Origin of the sequence: Enterococcus sp. DIV1411a, from assembly GCF_050531945.1 — a bacterium.
Taxonomy (GTDB): domain Bacteria; phylum Bacillota; class Bacilli; order Lactobacillales; family Enterococcaceae; genus Enterococcus_B; species Enterococcus_B faecium.
In genome coordinates, this window is the sequence record NZ_CP172892.1 from 2,410,637 (window position 1) to 2,432,983 (window position 22,347).

The following is a 22,347-nucleotide window of genomic DNA, read 5'->3' on the forward strand; positions in this document are numbered from 1 at the left end:
CTTCCCCAGACTTTTTTATCGATAAACAAACAGGAGCTGAGACAAAAATCTTGTCTCAGCTCCTTTTTCCGAATAAAAACGGCGTTCTCCTGCCAACTCCGCGGTAATAAGTCCAGCCAAACGAAACATATGAAGAGCTATTTTTTATTTGACTCTTCTTATTACTTGATGCAGAACAGCTTTTTCACAAAATTTTTCTTCATACTCAAAACTAATCGGCTTTTTCACAACCTCTTTATACATTATTCCTGATCCAATATTTCTTTTAATGCTGCTTCAAGAGAAGTTAATGGTTTTCCCAATACTTTTTCTAAATCATCAGAGGAAATAGCTAACTGATCCTTTTTAATATCATGTTGGATCGCTAAAAACATGTCAGCTGCTTCTTGAGGGAATCCGGCTTCTTTTAGATTTTCGACAAACGCTGCATCACTTGCTTCAATAATTTCTAACTCTTTACCTGTCGCACGCTCTAATGCCTTGGCTAATTCTTCATAGTCAGTTAGATTGCCGGATAATTCTAAGATTTCTGGAGAGTCACTTTCTACTAGTACTTTTGCTGCAGCTTCTGCATATTCACGTTTCAATGCCCAACCTGTTTTTCCATTTCCTGCAGCATAAACGAATTGACCAGTTTTTAAAGCCTGCCCAATGATAGGTAATTCATTCTCTACATACCAATTATTCCGTAAAAATGTATGGGAAATACCTGAATCCTTAATCATTTTTTCAGTGAATTGGTGATCTGGCGCTAATACACTGATCGAGTGATCGGCATCTGCAAAACTTGTATAAGCGATATAAGATACCCCAGCTGCTTGTGCTGCCTTCACTACATTCTTATGTTCGGCTTGACGATTTCCTGGAACGCCAGAGACAAAAAGCAATCGATCTATTCCTTTCAACGCTTCTTTCATTGAGTCTAAATCATCATAATCACCAATACGTATATTAAATCCAGCTTCTTTCAGTGCTTCTCCTTTTTCTTCACTACGTACTAGTACATAGATTTCATTTTGTGGAACCATCTTTTTTAAGAATTCCAGCGCATAACCACCAAAACCTCCAGTTGCTCCTGTTACTAAATAATGCATATTTGCCACTCCCTATTCTTTTTATTTGTTAAGATTTACAGCTGTACATTTATAAATTACACCTTTATCATAAAGAGTGTGGTAAGATAAGTCAAGCAAAAAAAATGAAAGGATGACAACTGATGAAGTATTCTCTGCAATTTAGTGATGCAATCCATGTACTTGCCTATATTGAAATGTTTCAAGATACCCGATCACTTTCTAGTGAGATGATTGCCAGTAGTATCGAAACAAATGCAGCAAATGTACGTAAAATCATGAGTCAGCTCAAAAAATCCGGTTTGATCTTTACAAAAACCGGAAAACCGCAGCCTTCCCTTGCCAAAAGTCCAGATCAGATTTCTTTACTAGATGTCTATCGCAGCATCGAAGGTAATACACAGCTTATCCAAGTCGATCCAAAAACAAATCCAAATTGCGTCGTTGGTGCGAATATCCAAGAAGCTTTAGAAGAAAGCTACGCTCGGCTGCAGAAAAAGGCAGAAGAAGAAATGGCTAAGATCACACTTGATAGTCTGATACATAAAATAGCCGTTTTGGAAAAAGAAAAAAGACCAGAAAACACAGGCCTCGTAGAGAGATTTTTATAATTCTCTCTACTGTGCCTGCATTTTTCTGATCGGAATCGTCTACATAAATTCTTTTATTCTCCGGGGGACAAAAGCCTTGTCATGCCCCTTTTTCCTCTCTAATGCTCAGGTCAAAGCGCTGAAGTCATGACGTCTTGATAAACGGTGTTCAAGTAGCTGACCCTCGGCATTAGTTCTGAAAAATGCAAAATATGGAAAGCTATTTCCCATTTTTCCTCTCTAATGCTCAGGTCAAAGCGCTACTTTCACGACCTCTATATTATCATGGTTTATTGACTACCGGTATCCAGATTTCTCCCATATATTTCCCGTTGGTAACTCCCATTTCGACTACAGCATTTGGACCCCCAACATAGGCGTAATCTTCTACTTCTCTTAAAACATGCCCAAAGGCCGTATTCGTCAAATCATTTCTTAATTCTTCAGGCGATTCTGCTAAAGCGCTTACAACAAGATACGTTCCTTTTGGGAATGGGATGATTCGCGTAGTGTTTGGAACATCCTGACTCGTTTGAACACCGACATAGTACATCATTTTCCCGTTATAGGGTTCGTTGACTGTAAAGAAATAATGATTTTCAGCAGCTTGTTTCAATGCATCTATTGTTCCATTACCGATAACTTTTTGCTCAAATGCTTGTTTCTCTGCAGCCAAACCGACAAAATCCGTATTGCTACTCTTCAATTCCACACCAATACCCGTCACCGTAAAATCTGGTTTTTCTTCGATCCTATACTTTGCCATTTCTCCCACCCTTTCTATTATATTAAGTTCATCTTACATAAAATTAAAGGGAAATGACACGATTACGCTCTTTTTTCTAGGGATATTTTTATTTTTTAACTATTTTTTTGCTTTCACTGCAATCCAAATCTCACTGTAAACATTACTGAAATCCTCTCCCCATTTTGTAAAAGAGATCTCGGGAGCTTCGACTAACTCATAATCTGAAGAAGGAAGCCATTCTGCATAGATTTTCCCCCAAGTATCTTGTAAAGTTTGGGGAAATGGCCCTTTATTAGGAAAAATGGCCCAAGTGTGTTCTTCTATAGCAAGCATTTCTAAATCAGCGTACGGATTTTCTTTTGTCGTAGCAAAGCCAATCATGTGCATCAAACTGCCCTTTTCTTCCAAGCGGTCTCCATCAAATCCATAAGAAACGTTGATTACTTGATTTGGATATAAATCTCCTAACTTATGCATCTCTTCCCTTTGAGTCTCCGTGATCGTCTGCGCTAACTTTTGTATTTCTTGATTGACTCCTTCAAATTTGACAGGAACTTTTTTCGCCACACCTGCCACATAAAACTGTTCTTTCTTTTCGATACGAAATTCCATCGATTTTCCTCCTCTGACATCAATAAAAAATGTCAAGCGTGGAAAAGATTTTTGTATGCCGTATCTGCTGATTTCTGAAGGCAGATATCCTGACCAATCACGAAAAGCTCTTGAAAAACCTTCGACTGTTTCATATCCATATCTAAACGCCGTTTCTGTCACTCTTGATCCATCTAGAAGATCGCGATTAGCCAAAGCCAATCTACGGTTTTTGATATAGTCCATTAGCGACATCCCTGCAATAAACGTAAAGATGCGTTTTAATTGATATTCAGAGATTCCTGTATTTTCGGCTATTATTTTATAGGAAAGTCCTTCTGTCAAATGTTCTTCGATGTAATCGATCAATTGGTTCAGATCTTTAAGCATATTTATCTTCCTCCTTGCTTGCCTTTTTATCATATTATCAAAGAAAGTCAATTACTTGATGAATCAGGAACCAATTTAGTCAGATGTAGAAAATGTTGTATGGATCTAAAGAAAATTCTCAAGCAGCGTTTCGTAACGGATAATTGGTATTATCTGCCTATCTATGTTTTACCTTTAGAAAAATAAATTTTGGGGAAGACAGATTCTAAGTAAACAAAGCGGTAAAAATATCTTTTATTCCCTTAGTTAATCCGCTTACTACCTACTGTACAAAGCAAATTGTTGTTCAAACTGCTGATCAGAACGCTGCTTGGATTTTTCTTTGCGATACATCATACCTCTTTTATCAATTGGAACAATTATTTATTTCTAACAAAATCACTTCATTTTTGTCAGATAAATAAAAAACAAAAAAAGTTCCATCTTTAAAACACGCTATTCTTTTACTTTTTCTCACATTCTCTAAGAAAAGAAAAGGAGAATGAATTTTTGACAATTCGAGCAAAAGTGATTATCAAATATGTAAAATCAGCTACTTTTTTCTTAAACGTTTCTTTATACTAAATATAAATAAGTGTTTCATGAAAGGAGAACTAGATGAATAATTGGCTTGAGTATTTTCCTGAAAACGTTTTGGAACGCGGTTACAGCTATCATCTGCACGGTTTTGTCCGTCATTTGAACTATACAAGCAAGTACTTGTCCGCAACAGTTTCTGGCACGGAAGATTATAAGGTAGTGATCACTTGGGATGAAAAGACCAACATGACTTGTGATTGTCTATATGCCATAGAAGGAAAAAAATGCAAACACATGGCTGCTGTCTTATTCGCTTACGAAGAACGTCCAATAAAAAAATCCAACTACTCACTTTCCGAACTCTCGTCCCTTGTTTCCTCCGCTAGTTCCTCTCTTGTACGGGAGCTTTTAACAGAGATTCTTATAGAACATCCGCACTTTATCGAACGCTTCAAAGTTAAGATGCCATTTCATGCAATAAATTATTCAGATAAATTAACAACTATCATCCATAAATACGATCATATTATCAAGAAAAACAAAAACAGGAAAACAGCGAAGTTCATCATGGAGATGCGAAAGTTCATCCAAGAAGCAGTTGAATCGCTTATTCAGCAAAATGCCTATCTTCCCGCATTCGAATTGATCAATGAAGTGATTGCTACTCTCGAAACATTCTATTGGGAGCCTGAGGATGAACGAACCCTTCTTCTGATAGAGGACTGTTATTATTTATGGAAAGAATTATTAGCAGAAGCACCTCATGCAGAAAAAAGGCAAATGTTCTCTTGGTTCGTCTGCCAAGTCGATCATACTGACGCCTCTTATTCAAAACGCTACTCCATAAAAATCCTGAAAGAAGACTTTCGGGAAAAAGAATTTTCTAACCAAAAGAAAAAAATAGATAAAAAACTAAAGAAACGGTAAAGAAAGACGATTTCAATGAAAAATAGCAAGTAAACGATAACAACCATCCTAAATCCACAAGAAATACAGCAGACCTTGCTTTAAAAACACGAATCATGCAAAGGATGAAGTAAAGAAGACTTAACGCGTACCCAATATTAGTCATTTGACTATTAGGTACGCGTTTTGTTTTATAAGTCATGACAAATTTCCTTCGTTGCTGGATAGATTTTCCGGCATTGTTGATAGATTTTATGATACTTTTCTACATTTTGTAAGAGAGGTTCCACTGCATCTGTATATTGGATAAAATTCTGACAACAACTTTCAGGTGTGTCGAACCACCCTAACCCTAGTGCAGCAATCATTGTTGCGCCTAATGCAGGTCCTTCCTCCACACTTAAACAATAGACCGTTGCATCGAAAATATCAGCTTGGATTTGTAGCCATGCAAGATTTTTCGCGCCTCCTCCCACCGAAACAATACGTGTAAATCTGCGACCCGCTAGTTCTTTACGTTTCAATCCCACCATTGACAAATGCTCATTAAAAATTTAGAATATTCACAAGTTTAACGACAATTATGAAAATTTATGTCGTGCTAAAGGAGTTTTGTTATTGGATGAAAAGTTAGATATAAAAACTGCGATCAAAGACACGTTACCTACCGTTTTCGGTTATATCGGTATTGGACTTGCATTTGGTATCGTTGGGAAAGCTGCCGGATTTTATCCACTAGTCGTCACGTTGATGTCCCTGCTGGTCTATGCTGGTTCTGCCCAATTTATCACAGTCAGCATGCTTGCTAGTCACAGCCCATTGCTTTCCATCGTTTTCTCGACCTTTCTAGTCAATTCCCGAATGATTCTGATGAGTATGACGATTGCTCCTTATTTCAAGAAAAATCGGCTGCTTCAAAATCTGCTGATTGGCACATTGCTGACAGATGAAAGTTTCGCACTGGGAATGAATAAATTGAACTATACTGGACAAAAGTTAAACTTTCGTTGGATGAATACAGCTAATTGGATTTCTTATTTGACGTGGGTGGGTTCTTCTCTTGTTGGCGCACTTTTAGGGAATTTTATTACTGATCCGAAAAAGTTTGGTTTGGATTTCGCCATCGTCGCTATGTTTATCGGGTTACTTTATCTTCAAGTCATTTCTGATAGAAACACCTCTAAACGATTACAGTTGATCCTGATTGGTCTCACTTTGATTCTGGTATATGTCGGACTGATTTTTATCCCAAGCAACTTAGTGATTGTAGTTGTAACACTGATTGGGTGCGGATTGGGGGTGTGGATCAAACATGCCTTCTTTTGAGTTTACATTGCTGACTATTTTAGGTTGTACTTTAGCAACTTGGCTTTCTAGGGTCCTACCATTTGTCTTACTGAAAAAATTCGATTTACCGCAACCGTTGCTTGAGTATTTAAGTTTTGTCCCGATCGTCATTATGTCTGCTTTATGGTTCAGCAGTCTATTTACCCAAAATATCGGACATCTGCCGCAGATCAATCTCGAAAATGCTTTGGCTTCAGTTCCTACACTTTTAGCTGCTATTCTTTCAAAAAGCTTATTGGTGATCGTCTTGGCAGGAATTCTTTCCCTTTCGTTGATTCGCTTATTATAAATAAAAAAACAAGAGCTTATGGCAAATTACTGTCATGCGCTCTTGTTTTTATCAAAGTCAAATAAGAAAAAAATCGGCGTATTCTTGCTTATCCGTTGAACGGACCACTAACAACGACTTTTCCTAACATATGTCCTGTTTCTACGTCTTTGGTTGCTTGTTTCAAGTTCTTCGCATTCATCCCATCTGAATAGACCTTGCTCAATGTACTGCGGATAATCCCTTCATTTGCTAAAGCAGCAATGTGCGCTAAAGCTTCTCCTTGCGTTTCGATTTCATAGTTATAGTCTGTTTTAGCGAACATATACTCCCAGTCGAAGCTGATAGATTGGTTTTTCCAAACACCTATATCTAACGGCTCTTTGATCCCTACGATCGTTCCCACATGTCCAAATGGTCGGACAAGGTGCTTGATTTGATCAAAGTAGCGGGTAATATCGAATAATACAGCGACATACTCTACTTGATCGATTCCTAATTCACGAAAACTTTTACTTAAGTCGTGATGATAATCGATTGGATAGTCTACACCTGTTTTTTTCAGCCATTCAAAATTCTTCGGACTTGCAGTCGCGTAGACTTCTAGGCCAGCCCAATGCGCTAGTTGATTCAAAATCGAACCGACGCCCCCGGATCCGTTGATCACTAAGATTTTTTTCCCGCGATTGGCATTTTCTTCTGGAGTTAGACCAAATTTTTCAAATAACAATTCATAAGCGGTCAATGAGGTCAACGGCAAGGCTGCAGCTTCTTCATCTGAAAGATTTTTTGGTGCAAGAGCGACAATACGTTCGTCAACTAGTTGGTATTCTTGATTGCTTCCTGCTCTTGTTGTTGTACCTGCGTAAAAAACGCGATCGCCGACAGAAAATTTTTGCACTTCGTCACCTACAGCAACAACTTTCCCGACTCCATCAAAACCTAAGATACGTAAAGCATTTCTTATCCCGTTATCTTGGCGAAGTTTCGTATCGACAGGATTAACAGATACTGCGTTGACTTTTACCAGAAGATCCCGTGAACTGGGTACAGGTATCTGTTCTTTTTCATCAATAAAGCTTTTTGGATCATCGATCGGCAACCCTTCATAAAAACCGACTACCTTCATTAATTCCTTTTCTGACATACGAATTCCTCCTTAGCTTCATCAAGTTGGAGCATCCATACAGTGTTCATTTCAATATATATAGTATGCTATTTGTTCCACCTTTTTTATTCATCATAATTATTCTCTTACTTAAAGTAAACTATTTGCACTTTTTTGGTTAAAAAAGAGGTTGCGACAAGACTTTTGTCACAACCTCTTATAAACGGTGTTCTCCTACCAACTCTTCGGTCACAAGTCAAAATATTCATCAAACATGAGAAGCTGTTTTTTGAAATTGCTCCTTGTGACTCAGAGTTAAACGGCAGGCTCACAACCTCTGATATAAACGGTGTTCAATCAACTGACCCTCGGTATTAGCTCAAAAAACGACAAAATATGAAGAGCTATTTTTGTTTGGCTGTTCTTATTACTTGATGCAGGACAGCTTTTTCACGACCTCTAATTCACGGTGTTCAAGCAAGAAATCATTGTTCACTGAAAAGCGTTGGATGTTCTTTTTCAAAAGTGTCTAAGATCTCTCGTACTTCATCAGTAGATTTCGTATTCATCAACTGAACTCGCAAGTCATTTGCTCCTGGAAATCCTTTGATATAGATTTTAAAGAAACGATGTAGTCCTGTGATGGAACGCGGGATGATTTCTGAATAATGATCTTGCAGATCTAGTTGCAGACGAAGTAGTCCGATCAGTTCTTTTTCTGTATGTTCCCTCGGATCTTTTTCAAATGCATAAGGATTCTTGAAAATCCCTCGGCCAATCATGATGCCATCAACGCCATATTTCTCGGCCAATTCTTCTCCTGTCTGGCGATCGGGGATATCTCCATTGATCGTGATTAGTGTTTGTGGAGCGATTTGGTCACGTAAAGCAATGATTTTAGGAATGACTTCCCAATGTGCATCTACTTTACTCATCTCTTTACGCGTACGCAAATGGACAGAAAGATTGGCTATATCTTGATGAAGTAGGTGACTGATCCATTCTTCCATCTCAGACATTTCCGTATAGCCGATACGCGTCTTGACGCTGACAGGCAAACCGCCAGCTTTAGCTGCTTCAATCAATTGTGCCGCTACTTCTGGACGAAGGATCAAGCCACTGCCTTTTCCACGTTCTGCTACATTAGGGACTGGGCAGCCCATGTTGATATCGATTCCTTGGAAGCCCATTTCTGCCATAGCACTGCTCATTTCTCTAAAAAATTCTGGCTTGTCTCCCCAAATATGGGCAACCATCGGCTGTTCATCTTCTGTAAATGTTAATCTTCCTCGTACACTGTCTTTTCCATCTGGATGACAGAAACTGTCTGAGTTTGTAAACTCAGTAAAGAAGACATCCGGTGCTGCTGCATGCTTTACGACATGGCGAAATACAACATCTGTTACATCTTCCATTGGTGCTAAAACAAAAAAAGGCTTTGGCAGCTCTTTCCAAAAATTAGTAGTCATTTATTTGTTACTCTCCATTCTATCAAGCAGTGAAGTCGCAATCTTTCTCAAAAACATTGTCATTATACTAGGAAACAAAAAAAGAAGCAAAGTGAACAGCTCAGAAGGTTTGTCTGATTGAACAAAAAGAGGACTGTGACAAAAATCTTCACAGTCCCTTTTCCGGAATAAATGGTGTTCTCCTGCCAACTCCTCGGTCACAAGTCAAAATATTCATCAAACATGAGAAGCTATTTTTGTTTGGCTGTTCTTATTACTTGATGCAGAACAGCTTTTTCACAACCTCTCCACTAAACGGTGTTCAATCAGCTGACCCTCGATATTCGCTCAAAAAACAACAAAATATGAGGAACTATTTTTCCGTTTGTTTCTCTAATACTCAGGTCAAAACGCTGATTTCACAACCTCTTTTCTAACTTCTCAATCCTCTTCCTTTATTGATCAAATACCAAGTAACGGCGTACAAAACAACGATGAATAACACAAGTACGATCATCGATGTTGCTACTGGCACATCGATCGTTCCAAGGAATCCGTAACGGAAACCGGAGATCATATAAACGATCGGATTGACTTTCGAAACAGCTTGCCAAAAGGGCGGTAACATAGAGATGGCATAGAAAACGCCACCTAGATAAGTTAACGGCTGCAAGACAAATGTAGGTACGATCGATACATCATCATAAGACTGAGCAAAAATCCCGTTGAGCAGTCCTGCTAACGAAAACAAGATTGCCGTCATCAATAATGTAATGATGACCATGAACCATGAATACACATGAAGTGGTACAAAGAACAAGGAAATGATCGTTACGAGAGAGCCGACGAGAATACTGCGACCCACACCACCAATCACAAAGCCCCAAATAATCACATGTGTAGGAACAGGTGCTACCAAGATTTCTTCGATATTTTTCTGAAATTTTTGAGAGAAGAAGGACGAAGAAACATTGGCATACGAACTAGTGATAGCAGACATCATAATCAAACCAGGAACGATGAATTCCATATATGAAAAACCACCCATGTCACCGATCCGCCCACCGATCATTTTTCCGAAAATAACAAAATACAAGGATGTCGTGATCACTGGCGGAACCAGTGTTTGGACCCATATACGCAAATAGCGGTTCGTTTCCTTGATAGCTAAACTTTTTAATGCAGTAAAATAAAGATTAAACATTTTTCTCCTCCGTATGATTATTTTCTTCTGTGATTTTCAAGAACAGTTCTTCTAAACGATTCGACTTATTCCTCATAGAAAGAACTTTGATTCCTTGTCTTGTAAGCTGATCGAAGATTCCGTTCACCCCTTGATTTCGTTCAACTTCGACAGCGATTGTCTGCTCATCTTCAAATGTACAAGCATATCCTTCAATCACAGGTTTGGTATCATATGGCGCTAAATCAAAGATAAATGTTTCAAATTGCAGTTTTGACAGAAGCTCTTTCATACTTGTATTCTCGATCAGTTCACCCGATTGGATGATTCCGATGTTGCGACAAAGCATTTCAGCTTCTTCTAGATAATGCGTCGTCAAAATGATCGTTGTACCATTTTCGTTCAATTCTCGTAGAAACTCCCACATCTCGCGTCTCAACTCGATGTCAACTCCTGCTGTTGGTTCATCTAAAATCAGCAAACGTGGTTCATGCATCAGTGCTCTAGCAATCATCAGTCTTCGCTTCATTCCCCCGGAAAGCATACGTGCACGGACATTTCTCTTTTCCCAAAGATTGGACTGCTTCAAATATTTTTCACTGCGTTTCATCGCTTCTTTGCGAGAAACACCGTAGTAACCGGCTTGATTCACGACGATTTGCTGGACCGTTTCAAAAGGGTTAAAATTGAACTCTTGTGGAACCAATCCAATCTGTTGCTTTGCTCGAACTAGATCCTTGTCCAGATCATAACCGAAGACATTCACTTTTCCAGATGTTTTATTGACTAAAGAAGTAATAATCCCGATCGTTGTAGACTTCCCAGCTCCATTTGGCCCTAATAGCGCATAGAAATCTCCTTCTTTCACCGAAAGATCGATTCCCCGCAATGCTTCGACCCCACTTCCATAGATCTTTTTCAAATTATTTATTTCAAGCGCATTTGCCATTTATTTCCTATCTCCTTATAGACATGATTCTTTATTGTATCATGGAATACAGCAGATGAAAAAACAACTTGGTTCCAGCGAAAAATCAGGTTGCTGGGCTCAGGAAAATCTCCTAATGAAAGACATCAATCGGACGAAGTCAGACAACCTTTTCAGAAAAAACAAATCGAAGATAAAGGATTACTATTCATATGTGCAACAAAAGGAGCGTGAGACAAAAGTAAAGAACACTTTTGTCTCACGCTCTAAACACGTATAAACGGCGGAAGCATGAGCCAAGATTTTTGATCCAATAAATACTTTCGATCACTTCGCCTATCCCAATACATGCCACTGCCGCTTTTCATCAAATGACGCGGCTTCCGTTTTTGCGGTTTCTACTAAAGTCTCTGGGTAATCCAAAACTTTCAGCAAGGCAATCGCATTTCGGGTCCTTGAAGGTCCTTCTTTTAATTTGAAATCAAAACTGATTCCTTTTCCTTCTGTTACTTGTTCTTCAAAGTGGACATTCTCACAATAATTCTTTAAAATCTCTGTCAATTCGATATCATGTGTGGCGACAAATGCTAAAGATGGATACTCCGCAAGCCACCGAACGACTGAAGCGGAAGAAGCAATCCGTTCGATCGTATTTGTTCCTTTTAAAATCTCATCTACGAAGCAGTAGCAGCGTTCTTTGGAAGCCACTTGGTCCAGCAAACGTTTGATCGATTTGATTTCTGAAACAAAATAACTGTCGCCTTCAAATAAATCATCTTCGATTGCCATGGAAGTCAACACATGTCCAGGTTGCAGGGTAAACTGTTCTGCAATCGCTGTTTGGATCGTCTGTGCTAGAATACAGCTGATGGCTATACTTTTGACATACGTAGATTTTCCTGATGCATTGGAACCCGTGACTAATGTATTCTTCTGCCAGTTGACTGGATTCACTACCGCTTCTTTTAACAATGGATGATAGATATCTTTCGCTGTCACACCGCCCTCAGTAAACTCTGGTCGGCAAGTGATCGGCATATAGGTGCGATAATTCAAAACGGCTGCTGCAACTTCCAATTCTCCCAGCAATTCCCACAGCTTGATGGCTTCAGTTGAATGCTTTTCTAATTTAGTGAGAACGAAATGATAGGAGATAAATGGTAGCATGAACATGATGTTGACATATTCAAAAATCAATTCTGCTTCACTCCCGCTCTTCATTCGAAATGAAAAACCTAATTTAGGGATGTCTCTTAATGGTTTAGTTTGCTGTTTCAGCTCTTTTTGAAGTGGTGTCGTCATTTTTGCTAACTGATTGGCGGCTGAAATCGTTGAAACCAAATAACTCATGCTATTCAGCTCTGTTTCTAGTGTTTGTTTCTTCACTAGATAATAGACCGTATTGAATACTAAGCCACCGATTGCTAGATAGATTCCTAGTACTTGACCTAAAAGAAGCAAACCTACACCCACCAGCGGAAGCAAGCCAAGAAAAATAAATAAACCTACGCGTCCAATCTTTTTACTTTTTCCATCCGCTAGATATTGTTTTGCAAAATTATGATCTTTTTTTCCTAAACGAGCGAATTGATATTGGATTCTTTCTCTCAGTTGAGGATTTTCCTGATAAAAAGCAATTAGTTTTTCTAACTGATAATCTTCTCCAAAATCAAAGCTACGTAAACGCTGATACAACGCTTCTGAACCTACACTAGAATAGGTACTGTTGATCCCTTCAAATACTTCGAACATATCCAAGTCATACCAAGTAAGATCGTCGATTTCACTATCCCATGAACGGAATTTTTTCTCCGTGAGCCACGCATCCTTCAAACTTTCTTCTTTATCAAATCTCGGTTGATAAGGAATTTTTCCCCAATTACTACGAACTGTTTCCTTTACTTTCAAACGTGAAAAAATGTCTAAAACAACTAATAAAATAACAACTGCAATAATAATTAAAACGATAAATTCTCTTTGGCCCATATCCCTCTCCGTTCCTTGATTTGTTAGTTTTAGTATAGCACTGTTGCGCTATTTGAAAAGGGGGTACAAAAATAACTATCTTCGTTACCTAATTCGTATCAATCACACCAAAATAAAAACACCTTCCAAAAAAGAAGATGTCTTTAAAACGAGATACAATTTTTTGTCATTCACTTCAGGTAAATTAGAGCCAATTAAACCCTCCGTAACTTGACGGAGATGGAGAAGATGCCCCCGTCTAATCTAGCGGTCATCTCTCCTCCCATTCCTTCCACCAATTTTTTTGACAGGTAAAGCCCGATTCCGCTAGATTCCGTATTTGTGCGGCTGGTATTTTCGGTATAAAAACGCTGGAAGACTTTTTCAACAGAGGTTTGCGCTCCTGGTTTGATAGGATTGGCCACTGTTAATCGAATGAATGGATCCTCTTTTGAAAATGTCACCTTTGCTTGTCCATCTGCATAACGCAATAAATTCTGTATGATATTTTGCAGCACTCGCAGCAACATGAGCGGATCTGCTAATACAGTTGTATTTATCGAGTGTTCAGCGAACGCTACCTCGATATTTTTCTCAGAAAATTGTTCATAAAAAGAGAAAAATACTTCTTCCACCTCTTTAGAAAAAGAAAGCGTATGGAGATCCATTTCTTTTTGCTTCGTCTCTATTCGAGCAAGATCATAAAACTGATCCGTCATACTGAGTAATCTTGCAACAGATTGTTTGATGATCGTTAAATACTTCTCCCGTTTCTCCGTATCCTCTACCTGTTCCAGTAATTGTACATAACCGTTAATAGCAGTCAAAGGAGTTCTGAGATCATGAGAAAGGCCGACGATCGATAGTCTGATGTTTTCTTCCATTTCTTGAAATACTTGTCCTTTTTGTTCATTTTCATCCACCCATCTATTCAGTGCATCTACTAGGTCCATTAGATTCTTTTCTCGAAATTCGACTGAAAGACGACCACCATATTCTTGTCGTTCAGAAAGAGTGGCGATTTTCTTAGTTAATCGCTTGATTTCCCTTTGCAGGAAGAAAATAAAACTTCCCATAAAGATAACAACGAGAAGCAACAGCCACTTAATCAAATCTAAACCCCACTCCCCACACCGTATGAATATACACAGCATGTGCCTTTGCTAGCTTCCCTCGAAGATTGGAAATATGCATATTCACTGTTTTCTCACTATCAAAATATGGTTCTTGCCAAACTGTTTCATAAAGATTTGCTCGCGAAAATACTTTTTTCGGATGTTCTAAAAAAAGCTTCAGCAGATCGAATTCTCTTCCTGTCAAATGGACAGTCACACCATTCACATTTACATCCCTTGACTCTTTGTCCATTAAGATTTCCTTGTAATAGATGCGTTGCGACAGATCTTTTACTTGGACAGAAGTCTGATGACGAAGTTGGATGCCGATTCGTAACAACAGTTCTTCGATATCAAATGGTTTCGTCACATAGTCATCCGCTCCTGCTGCCAACAAGGAAACTTTATCTCTTTGATCGCTTTTTGCTGAAAGAACGATGATCGGAACATTCGATGTCTGTCGGATTTCTGCTAACAATGCTTCACCTGAAAGCCCTGGAAGCATGAGATCTAGAAGGATCAAATCGACAGGATATGTGCTTAACAATAATTTTCCTTCCGTACCTGAATAAGCATCAAGAAGTTTGTATCTCTGTTCAAGAACCTCCTCCAGTAAAGAATGAACAGCTTCATCGTCTTCGATAATCAAAATAGTTTCCAGCAGGACCACCTACTTAATGTCAGATTTTTGGAAAATAAACATTCCTAGAGCTGATGATACCACGATTGTTACTAGACTGACCAGAATCATTTTCGGTGCTTGCGAATAAGTTGCTTGTTGCGCAAAGTCCGTATACATGAGCCACGTTTCCGTAAACCACTCCGTTAGAAATTCCAAGCCTTTGATTTTTGCGAAAACACCGGGAACGAAGGCCGTTCCCATGATATAAAGAAAAGAAAGAAGCAAACTGACACTGGTACTTCTAGTGATGAATGTCAAAGCCACTGGAACAGATAATGTCGCTAATATCAGCAGAAGCAATACAGGAAATACTTTTAGAACATAATTTCCATAGTTTTTGATTCCCTCAACTTCACCAAATCCGAAAGCAAGTGTGTAAGCAATCATGGCTAGCCCCGTAATCAAAACCACGCCAAGTGTTGTGATCAAAAGCGTAACGAGAAGTTTCGACACATAATAAGTCATTCGATTCCGTCCTAAAGATAACGTATTGCGAATCGTACCGTTTTGAAATTCTTCCCCAATATAAAAGCACGCAAATGCTGCGAAAGCCAGAAGAATCCATGCAGCCATTTTTTCCACCATTAAAATCCCTGTTGCACCGTTGATGACTGTATCCGTTGCTTGGTTTAATTCATTGCCGTATTTTGTATGCATATACCATTCGTTCCAAGAATAAAAAAGCGGAAGTACGACCATCAGTCCTAGTGAGACCCACATTTTACGGCTCTTCCATACTTTTATTTTTTCAGCAGTTAATAGATTAAACATGTGGATTGCCTCCAGTTAATTGTAAGAAATAATCTTCCAGTTTTTGCCCAACTAGGTGGATACCATCCACAGGAACTTTTGCCTCTACCAATGCTTGATTGATGGCTGCTACTTGGTCAATTCCTTCAAAAAGCTGGATAACACGGCTAGATTGGACAAAATAATCCCTATAACCAAGAGAGTCGAGAACCGTTACTGCTTGTTCCGTCGCCGAAGTGTCAATTTTTATAAATTGACGAGATTCTTGTGCCAATTCTTCTTTCGATAATTCTTTGATCAAGTGTCCTTCATGCAAAATACCGTAGTGAGTGGCGATCTGTGACAATTCATCTAGCAAGTGGCTAGAAAGCAAGACGGTGATGCCCCGTTCTTTTACCAAACGTTGGATGATTTCTCGCATTTCTGCCATCCCTGCTGGATCCATCCCATTCGTCGGTTCATCCAAAATCAAAAATTCTGGATTCGTGATCAGTGCATTTGCAATAGCTAAACGCTGGCGCATACCTAAAGAGAAATTCTTTGCTTTCTTTTTCCCTGTATTTTCCAATCGCATCATTTTCAGCAGGTCTTCGATTTCTCTATCCGACACACCGCCGTTCGCTGCTTGGATACGTAGGTTATCTCTTGCAGTTAATTCTGGATAAAGAGCAGGGGTTTCAATCGATTGACCCATACGTCGTCTTGCTGCCTGCAAATCCGTCGTTCCAAATAATTCGATCGAACCTTCATCAATCGAGATCAAACCCATAATAGTTCTCATAAAGGTAGACTTACCCGCTCCATTCTCCCCAATCAAACCATAGATCATTCCACGTTTGATTTCGATCGATACTTTATCTAATGCTTTGGCAGCACCGTATTTTTTGGTTATACCAGTTGCTTTCAAGACCGTTTCATTTCCAAAATCCATACTTATCCTTCTTTCTTATTGATAAGTGAAGTATAGTTGACGGGTATAAAGAAAGCAGCCAGAAATGTATAAAGAAAGTGTAAATTTTCCAATTGAATTTCAAGAAAAATCAGACTGTCTCGCAGACGTGGTTGAGTTGTCTGCCAATCAAAGAGCGCACCAAACAGTGCTAATCCAAGTGGACTGGCCACCATGGTAATCGTTGTTATCGTTGACATCAGACGTCCTTGTATATGCGTTGGAACTTCTCGCTGAAGCTAGACCATATAAAAAGCAAAAGAAAACATTAATCCTTAAAAACGGACTTATGAAAAATAATACATGCCGTTTGGGATTTACAATTAGCTACCAAATAAGAGGTTATGACAAAAGACTTTTCACAATCCCTTCTTCCGAATAAACGGTGTTCTCCTGCCAACTCCTCGGTCACAAGTCACAATCTTCATCAAACATGAGAAGCGATTTTTGTAAATTCCTTCTTATTTCTTGAAGCTGACCACTTCTGTCACAACCTCAGAAGCGGATAAATAATATTGTTTGAAGATACTTGATCTTTTTCCCGTTTGTTTATAGATCGAATGATATTATAGACCAAGAATCCTACCTATTAACATAGCTAAAAACACAAAAAGGCACTTTCCAAATTGTGGAAAGTGCCAGAAAAGTTAGGATTAAGGTAACTGCGCTCAGCATTGCTTCGCCCAGTACGATTCTCGTAACTCGTGAACTCGAACGATAATCGCAATTAACGTTTTGAGAACTGTGAAGCTTTACGGGCTTTCTTAAGACCTGGTTTTTTACGTTCGACCATACGTGCGTCACGAGTAAGCAAGCCAGCACGTTTAAGCGCTAAACGGAAGTCAGGATCAACTTCTAGCAATGCACGAGCGATACCATGACGGATAGCTCCTGATTGTCCAGCGTATCCTCCGCCGTTTACGTTAACAAATACGTCATATGCGCCTTTTGTTTCAGTAACAGCGAAAGGTTGATTGATTACTTCACGCAAGTCAGCATGTGGAATGTATTCTTCAACATCTTTTTTATTTACAGTAATTTTGCCAGTTCCTGGTACTAGACGTACGCGAGCAACTGCGTTTTTACGACGGCCTGTGCCGATATATTGAACTTGTGCCAATGAAATTCCCTCCTATTAGATTAAGTTTGTGATGTCTAAAACTTCTGGTTGTTGTGCTGCATGTGGATGTTCTGCTCCACCGTATACGTTCAATTTTGTAAATTGTTTGCGGCCTAAAGTGTTTTTAGGAAGCATACCTTTTACAGAAGTTTCGATCAAACGACGAGAATTTTTAGCACGCAATTCGCCAGCAGTGATTGATTTCAATCCTCCTGGGTAGTTGCTGTGACGGTAATAAATTTTGTCAGTCGCTTTTTTACCTGTTAATTTCACTTTGTCTGCATTGATGACGATGACGAAATCGCCAGTATCCAAATGAGGTGTGAAAGTTGGTTTATTTTTACCACGTAGTACAGATGCAACAACTGTTGAAAGACGTCCCAATGGAACATCAGTTGCGTCTACTACATACCATTTACGTTCTACTTCGCCTGGTTTGGCCATATATGTTGTACGCACGTTATTTTCCTCCAATTTAAGTTCTGATGTTTGACATACACTTCGAGTTTCCGGGGCTCTTTGTGGGGCAAACAATACCATTTAACATATTACCCGCTAATCTAGTCAATGTCAACGTTTTTCTGCTTGATTGAAAAATTTATATGAAACTTTACTTCTTTTTCTTTCTTTTATATAAAAGGGTCGTTTCCTGTTAAAATAAAAAACAAAAAGAGGCTGTGACAAAAGTCTTGTCACAACCTCTTATTTTAAATAAACGGCGGTCTCCTGCCAACTCCTCGGTCACAAGTCACAATATCCATAAAACTTAAGAAGCTGTTTTTTGAAATTGTTTCTTGTGACTCGGAGCTGAACGGCAGGTTTACGACCTCTTGGTAAACGGTGTTCAATCAGCTGACCCTCGGTATTAGCTCAAAAAACGGCAAAATATGAGGAACTATTTTGACGTTTGTTTCTCTAATACTCAGGTCAAAACGCTGATTTCACAACCTCTTTTTCGGTCAAGTTCAACAACAGTTTTTACGCGTCGATCTCTGGCGCTTTGCCCAAATGAGCTTGGATCATCCAGATACGTTTTTCTGTGGCTGTTTTGAATTCGATAAAGATATCTTGTGTTGGATCGTCGCCTTCTTCTCCAGAAACTTCGATTCCTTTTTGGTAAAGATCTGCTAGATAACGATAGCCTGCAACAAGTGTTTCCAAACGTTCTGGAATAGTACGATCCCAGCGGCCAATTTCATCAGGGATTTTCGTGTTGTCTGCAAATTCACGCAATGTAGAATAAGGTGAACCGTCTAATGTGATCAAGCGTTCGGATACTTCATCTAACTGAGCGTTCAAATCATCCATGAACTCATCCATCATTGGGTGCAATGTAAGGAAACCTGGTCCTCTCATGTACCAATGTGTTTGGTGAACAACAACAGACATTTGGCTTAGATCTGCAACTAATTGATTTAATACTTCTTTGGTTTGTTGGAATTTCATCTTTCTTGCCTCCTAACATTTTCTTACACTTAAAATAATAGTAGACTTTCAATGAAAAGTACAACAAAATCATTTACCTGAGAACGATTTTCAGTTCGCTTTTTTATCCGTAAAGCCAATCATTTTTCAGAATCAGCTAATTCTTCTCGCAGTTGAGCAAATTGCTGATAAGTCTGTGCTAAATGCTTTTGTGTCGAAACAAATAATGGATAGATTTTCTGATATTTTTTATGATCAGTTTCTTGTACTCCAACTTGCTCTTTCAATTCTATCAATTCCTGTGCTTCACTGATACTTTGGATCTTTCCGATGCTTCGCCAGCCTAAAATCACAGCTCCTAATGCGGATGCTTCTGTGACAGTAGGGAAAACAAGCGGGTAACCCAGTACATCAGCCATCATCTGACGAAAAATCGGAGATTGAGCAAACCCGCCTGTAGCACGGATCTCTGTGAGCTGATTTTCCTGGCAAACTCCTTTTAAAATCCGATAAAGGTTGAGACAGATCCCTTCTAGAATCGCCTTCATCATTTCTTTTTCTGTATGTTGCCGCTGTAAACCGATAAAACTGCCAAACGCATCTGCGTCCCAAAGCGGTGCTCGCTCACCAAGTAAATAGGGATGAAAAATCAGACCATTGGCACCCGCTGGCACAAAAGCGATAGCCGAAAGCAGTGCATCATATGGATTTTCTCCTTTTTCTTTAGCAGATTGAACGACTTCCTGTAAAAATGTATGCCCTGCCCAATCAAAGATGCCAGCACCATTGCTAGTCGCTCCTCCCACTACCCAATGTTTCTGATCCAGAACATAACAAAACGTCTCCATTTCTGGATGGAACTGAGGCTGAGTAGTAATAAAACGAAGTGCTCCGCTCGTTCCTACGGTCAAAGCGGCGATCGTATCACCAAAAGCACCTAACCCTAGATTAGAAAGCGGCCCGTCTGCCCCTCCCAAAACAAATGATATATCATTTGGCAAACCTAGTTCTGCTGCTGTTTTTGATGGTAGACCTGTTACTTGATAGGTGGAAGGAAAGACTTGCGGCAATTGCTCTATTCGAATGTTCAAGTAGTCAAGCACTTCTTCTGCCCATTGGAATTCATGTATATCAAAATATCCAGTTCCTGAAGCTGTTCCGTAGTCGCTGATCAGTTCGCCAAACAATCTATAAAAGATATAGTCTTTGATACCGACAAAATAAGCAGTTTTTTTGAATAATTCAGGTTGGCTATTTTGCAGCCACTTGATTTTGTTCAATGGTGTCATTGGATGAATCGGCGTCCCAGTCTGCCGATAAAATTCTTTGCCAAGCACGGTATATTTCAGTTTTTCTGCTTCGTCCGCTGCTCGGTTATCTGCCCAAGTGATCATTCGAGATAACGGTGTTTTCTCTTCATCCAACAATATCAGGCCATGCATCGCAGAGGAGAAGGAGACAAATTGAATGATTGTGTCTGAAGGTAACTGTTTAATTACTTCTTTTATAACGGTGCAGACACCTTGAAAGATCAATTCCTGATCTTGTTCTGCCATCCCTTGTGTTTCTTGGATCAAAGGGTAGCGAAAATAAGCGGATGCTGCTTCTTGGGCTTCATCTGTGAAAGCAACTGCTTTGGTTTGTGTGGTTCCGATATCTAATCCGATTGAAACGTTCATTTTTTCACCTCAAATTTTATGTATGTACAAAAATTTAGTTTAAGCTTGCGTATCTTGGTTTTGAAAAGGGGGAGATGGCGTGTTACTTTATTTTATCATTGGTTGCTGTATCGGATCATTTTTATGTTTAACCGCCCAGCGGATTCCGTTAGGTCACTCTATTATTTATCCTAGATCTCATTGTGTCAAATGCTGTCGTTCGCTTTCTTGGTATGAATTGATTCCGATTCTCTCGATCATCGTCCAACGATTTCGCTGTCGCTATTGCCGGTGTCGGTTGCCCTTCTACTATTTGTTGGCAGAAGTCTTATGTGGTGGTCTTTTTGCCTGGTTCTTTACTTTTTCTTCCGCAAGAAATTTTTCGACGTTCATTTGGGTGCTTTCGGCTTTGCTATTTTCGTTGATGGATTTATTTTACTTCATGGTCCATTCTCACACGCTATTCTGCTCCTGGGCAGTCTTATGGATTTTTTGGTTGCAGGACGGCGTTTTCCAATGGCAAAGTGTTCTGTTAACGTTCATCGTAGGCGGTGCATGCCTTCGCTATGGTCAATCCTATCTCGGAGCTGGCGATACTCTGTTGATGCTTTCTTGGAGTGGTGGCTTGTCTCTGGAAGAGTTGCTTCAGATCTTGTTTCTTGCTAGTCTGTTTGGAATATCCGTTTTTTTGTTTACTTTATCTGTCATAAAAAAAAGATGGAAAAACTGCCTTTCATTCCTTTTTTGAGCAGTGCGTTGCTGATTGTCCTTCATCTTAGGTATTGAAAAAAGGTTGTGACAAACGACTTGTCACAACCTCTGATATATAGTGTTCTCCTACCAAATCCTTGTGACTTGGAGCTAGGCGACAGGTTCACAACCTCTCCACTAAATGGTGTTCAATCAGCTGACCCTCGGTATTAGCTCAAAATGCTGATTTCACAATCTCTGATATACGGTATTCCAGAAGTAGCTTTTTCGGCTTCTTATTTCTTGCCGCCCCAATGTCGACGAATGAAACCGGCACGTCCAGAACCTTCTCGATAAAGATTGTAATGGAGCTTGTTTTTCTTGTAATAATCCTGATGGTAATCTTCTGCAGGATAAAATTCGCTTCTTGGTTCGATTTTTGTCACGATTGGCTTATCGAATCGCCCGCTGTCTTGCAATTCTTGTTTTGAACGCTCTGCAATGCTTCGTTCTTCTTCATCACTATAGTAGATCACTGGTCGATAAGAATCACCACGATCAGCGAACTGTCCTAACGCGTCAGTCGGATCGGTTTGCTGCCAATAGATTTCCACCAACTGATCATAAGAAATAACTTCTGGGTCATATTCGATCTCTACTGCTTCTGTATGCCCTGTTGTGCCTGTTGTTACTTGTTCATAAGTTGGATTTGGTACATGCCCGCCAGTATAACCGGATGTCACAGAAATGATCCCTGGCTGCTCTTCAAATGGTTTGACCATACACCAAAAGCATCCGCCTGCGAAAACTGCTTTTTTTGTCATATAAAATCCCCCTTTTTTCTCATCATACCTTGATTTCCAAAAGGAGGATAACGTTTTGCTTGTGACAGAA

At 39.4% G+C, this 22,347-nt stretch carries 23 protein-coding genes and 1 pseudogene; 5 read left to right on the forward strand and 19 right to left on the reverse strand.

Features of this window, described 5'->3' with window-relative positions; genetic code table 11:
• Window positions 1–242: 242 nt before the first annotated feature.
• Window positions 243–1,094, reverse strand: coding sequence for an SDR family oxidoreductase (locus tag IGJ87_RS11715; RefSeq protein ID WP_002287475.1), 852 nt, complete (start codon window positions 1,092–1,094; stop codon window positions 243–245).
• Between the two features lie 122 nt (window positions 1,095–1,216).
• Here IGJ87_RS11715 and IGJ87_RS11720 point away from each other — a divergent pair, with 122 nt between their 5' ends.
• Window positions 1,217–1,684 (forward strand): Rrf2 family transcriptional regulator, encoded by a 468-nt coding sequence (locus IGJ87_RS11720; RefSeq protein WP_002287477.1) that lies wholly within the window; start codon window positions 1,217–1,219, stop codon window positions 1,682–1,684.
• A gap of 262 nt (window positions 1,685–1,946) precedes the next feature.
• On the opposite strand, the gene IGJ87_RS11725 is transcribed toward IGJ87_RS11720, so the two are convergent.
• Complete coding sequence (locus IGJ87_RS11725) at window positions 1,947–2,429, reverse strand: GyrI-like domain-containing protein (RefSeq protein ID WP_002287478.1); 483 nt, start codon at window positions 2,427–2,429, stop codon at window positions 1,947–1,949.
• Window positions 2,430–2,528: 99 nt separating this feature from the next.
• Window positions 2,529–3,392, reverse strand: a complete 864-nt coding sequence (locus IGJ87_RS11730) for an AraC family transcriptional regulator (protein WP_002301009.1) — start codon at window positions 3,390–3,392, stop codon at window positions 2,529–2,531.
• Window positions 3,393–3,989: 597 nt separating this feature from the next.
• On the opposite strand from IGJ87_RS11730, the gene IGJ87_RS11735 reads away from it, so the two are divergent.
• Window positions 3,990–4,838, forward strand: coding sequence for an SWIM zinc finger family protein (locus tag IGJ87_RS11735; RefSeq protein WP_002287480.1), 849 nt, complete (start codon window positions 3,990–3,992; stop codon window positions 4,836–4,838).
• 170 nt (window positions 4,839–5,008) lie between these two features.
• Here the strand turns inward: IGJ87_RS11735 and IGJ87_RS11740 are convergent, their stop codons facing one another.
• Window positions 5,009–5,350 carry an FGGY-family carbohydrate kinase gene (locus tag IGJ87_RS11740; protein WP_002301008.1) on the reverse strand — a complete coding sequence of 114 codons (342 nt, stop codon included), beginning with the start codon at window positions 5,348–5,350 and terminating at the stop codon, window positions 5,009–5,011.
• 85 nt (window positions 5,351–5,435) lie between these two features.
• Between IGJ87_RS11740 and IGJ87_RS11745 the strand changes: the two genes are divergently transcribed.
• Window positions 5,436–6,143: an AzlC family ABC transporter permease gene (locus IGJ87_RS11745; RefSeq protein WP_104889228.1), complete on the forward strand. Its 708-nt coding sequence runs from the start codon at window positions 5,436–5,438 to the stop codon at window positions 6,141–6,143.
• Window positions 6,130–6,453, forward strand: coding sequence for an AzlD domain-containing protein (locus tag IGJ87_RS11750; protein ID WP_002287484.1), 324 nt, complete (start codon window positions 6,130–6,132; stop codon window positions 6,451–6,453). The genes IGJ87_RS11745 and IGJ87_RS11750 overlap by 14 nt, the downstream gene beginning before the upstream one ends.
• Before the next feature lie 88 nt (window positions 6,454–6,541).
• Here the strand turns inward: IGJ87_RS11750 and IGJ87_RS11755 are convergent, their stop codons facing one another.
• The 14 genes from IGJ87_RS11755 to IGJ87_RS11820 all read right to left on the reverse strand — a co-directional run bounded on the left by IGJ87_RS11755 (window position 6,542) and on the right by IGJ87_RS11820 (window position 20,784).
• Window positions 6,542–7,579 carry a zinc-binding alcohol dehydrogenase family protein gene (locus IGJ87_RS11755; protein WP_002287486.1) on the reverse strand — a complete coding sequence of 346 codons (1,038 nt, stop codon included), beginning with the start codon at window positions 7,577–7,579 and terminating at the stop codon, window positions 6,542–6,544.
• Between the two features lie 446 nt (window positions 7,580–8,025).
• Window positions 8,026–9,009, reverse strand: coding sequence for a tRNA dihydrouridine synthase (locus tag IGJ87_RS11760; protein WP_002317460.1), 984 nt, complete (start codon window positions 9,007–9,009; stop codon window positions 8,026–8,028).
• A gap of 412 nt (window positions 9,010–9,421) precedes the next feature.
• Entirely contained in the window at window positions 9,422–10,192 is a 771-nt protein-coding gene (locus IGJ87_RS11765) for an ABC transporter permease (protein ID WP_002287492.1), read from the reverse strand.
• Entirely contained in the window at window positions 10,185–11,120 is a 936-nt protein-coding gene (locus IGJ87_RS11770; RefSeq protein WP_002287494.1) for an ABC transporter ATP-binding protein, read from the reverse strand. Before IGJ87_RS11770 ends, IGJ87_RS11765 begins: the two co-directional genes overlap by 8 nt.
• 315 nt (window positions 11,121–11,435) lie before the next feature.
• The gene (locus tag IGJ87_RS11775; protein WP_002328243.1) at window positions 11,436–13,085 is read right to left on the reverse strand and encodes a MutS-related protein; all 1,650 of its coding nucleotides are present in this window, start codon (window positions 13,083–13,085) and stop codon (window positions 11,436–11,438) included.
• 194 nt (window positions 13,086–13,279) lie between these two features.
• Complete coding sequence (locus IGJ87_RS11780; protein ID WP_002328795.1) at window positions 13,280–14,176, reverse strand: sensor histidine kinase; 897 nt, start codon at window positions 14,174–14,176, stop codon at window positions 13,280–13,282.
• Window positions 14,169–14,849: a response regulator transcription factor gene (locus tag IGJ87_RS11785; protein ID WP_002319654.1), complete on the reverse strand. Its 681-nt coding sequence runs from the start codon at window positions 14,847–14,849 to the stop codon at window positions 14,169–14,171. Before IGJ87_RS11785 ends, IGJ87_RS11780 begins: the two co-directional genes overlap by 8 nt.
• Window positions 14,850–15,632, reverse strand: a complete 783-nt coding sequence (locus IGJ87_RS11790) for an ABC transporter permease subunit (protein ID WP_002287500.1) — start codon at window positions 15,630–15,632, stop codon at window positions 14,850–14,852.
• The gene (locus IGJ87_RS11795; protein ID WP_002287502.1) at window positions 15,625–16,542 is read right to left on the reverse strand and encodes an ATP-binding cassette domain-containing protein; all 918 of its coding nucleotides are present in this window, start codon (window positions 16,540–16,542) and stop codon (window positions 15,625–15,627) included. Before IGJ87_RS11795 ends, IGJ87_RS11790 begins: the two co-directional genes overlap by 8 nt.
• A gap of 2 nt (window positions 16,543–16,544) precedes the next feature.
• Window positions 16,545–16,760 (reverse strand): hypothetical protein, encoded by a 216-nt coding sequence (locus tag IGJ87_RS11800; protein ID WP_002295987.1) that lies wholly within the window; start codon window positions 16,758–16,760, stop codon window positions 16,545–16,547.
• Window positions 16,761–17,287: 527 nt separating this feature from the next.
• Window positions 17,288–17,680: a 30S ribosomal protein S9 gene (gene rpsI / locus IGJ87_RS11805; RefSeq protein ID WP_002287505.1), complete on the reverse strand. Its 393-nt coding sequence runs from the start codon at window positions 17,678–17,680 to the stop codon at window positions 17,288–17,290.
• A 15-nt stretch (window positions 17,681–17,695) separates the two neighbouring features.
• Complete coding sequence (rplM, locus tag IGJ87_RS11810) at window positions 17,696–18,124, reverse strand: 50S ribosomal protein L13 (RefSeq protein ID WP_002323724.1); 429 nt, start codon at window positions 18,122–18,124, stop codon at window positions 17,696–17,698.
• A 534-nt stretch (window positions 18,125–18,658) separates the two neighbouring features.
• Window positions 18,659–19,126, reverse strand: a complete 468-nt coding sequence (locus tag IGJ87_RS11815; protein WP_002297290.1) for a Dps family protein — start codon at window positions 19,124–19,126, stop codon at window positions 18,659–18,661.
• Window positions 19,127–19,245: 119 nt separating this feature from the next.
• On the reverse strand, window positions 19,246–20,784 hold the full coding sequence (locus tag IGJ87_RS11820) for a gluconokinase (RefSeq protein WP_002288118.1): 1,539 nt from the start codon (window positions 20,782–20,784) through the stop codon (window positions 19,246–19,248).
• Window positions 20,785–20,863: 79 nt separating this feature from the next.
• Between IGJ87_RS11820 and IGJ87_RS11825 the strand changes: the two are divergent.
• Window positions 20,864–21,549, forward strand: a pseudogene (locus IGJ87_RS11825) (prepilin peptidase).
• A gap of 200 nt (window positions 21,550–21,749) precedes the next feature.
• Here the strand turns inward: IGJ87_RS11825 and msrA are convergent.
• Complete coding sequence (gene msrA, locus IGJ87_RS11830) at window positions 21,750–22,277, reverse strand: peptide-methionine (S)-S-oxide reductase MsrA (protein ID WP_002328246.1); 528 nt, start codon at window positions 22,275–22,277, stop codon at window positions 21,750–21,752.
• Between the last annotated feature and the right edge of the window lie 70 nt (window positions 22,278–22,347).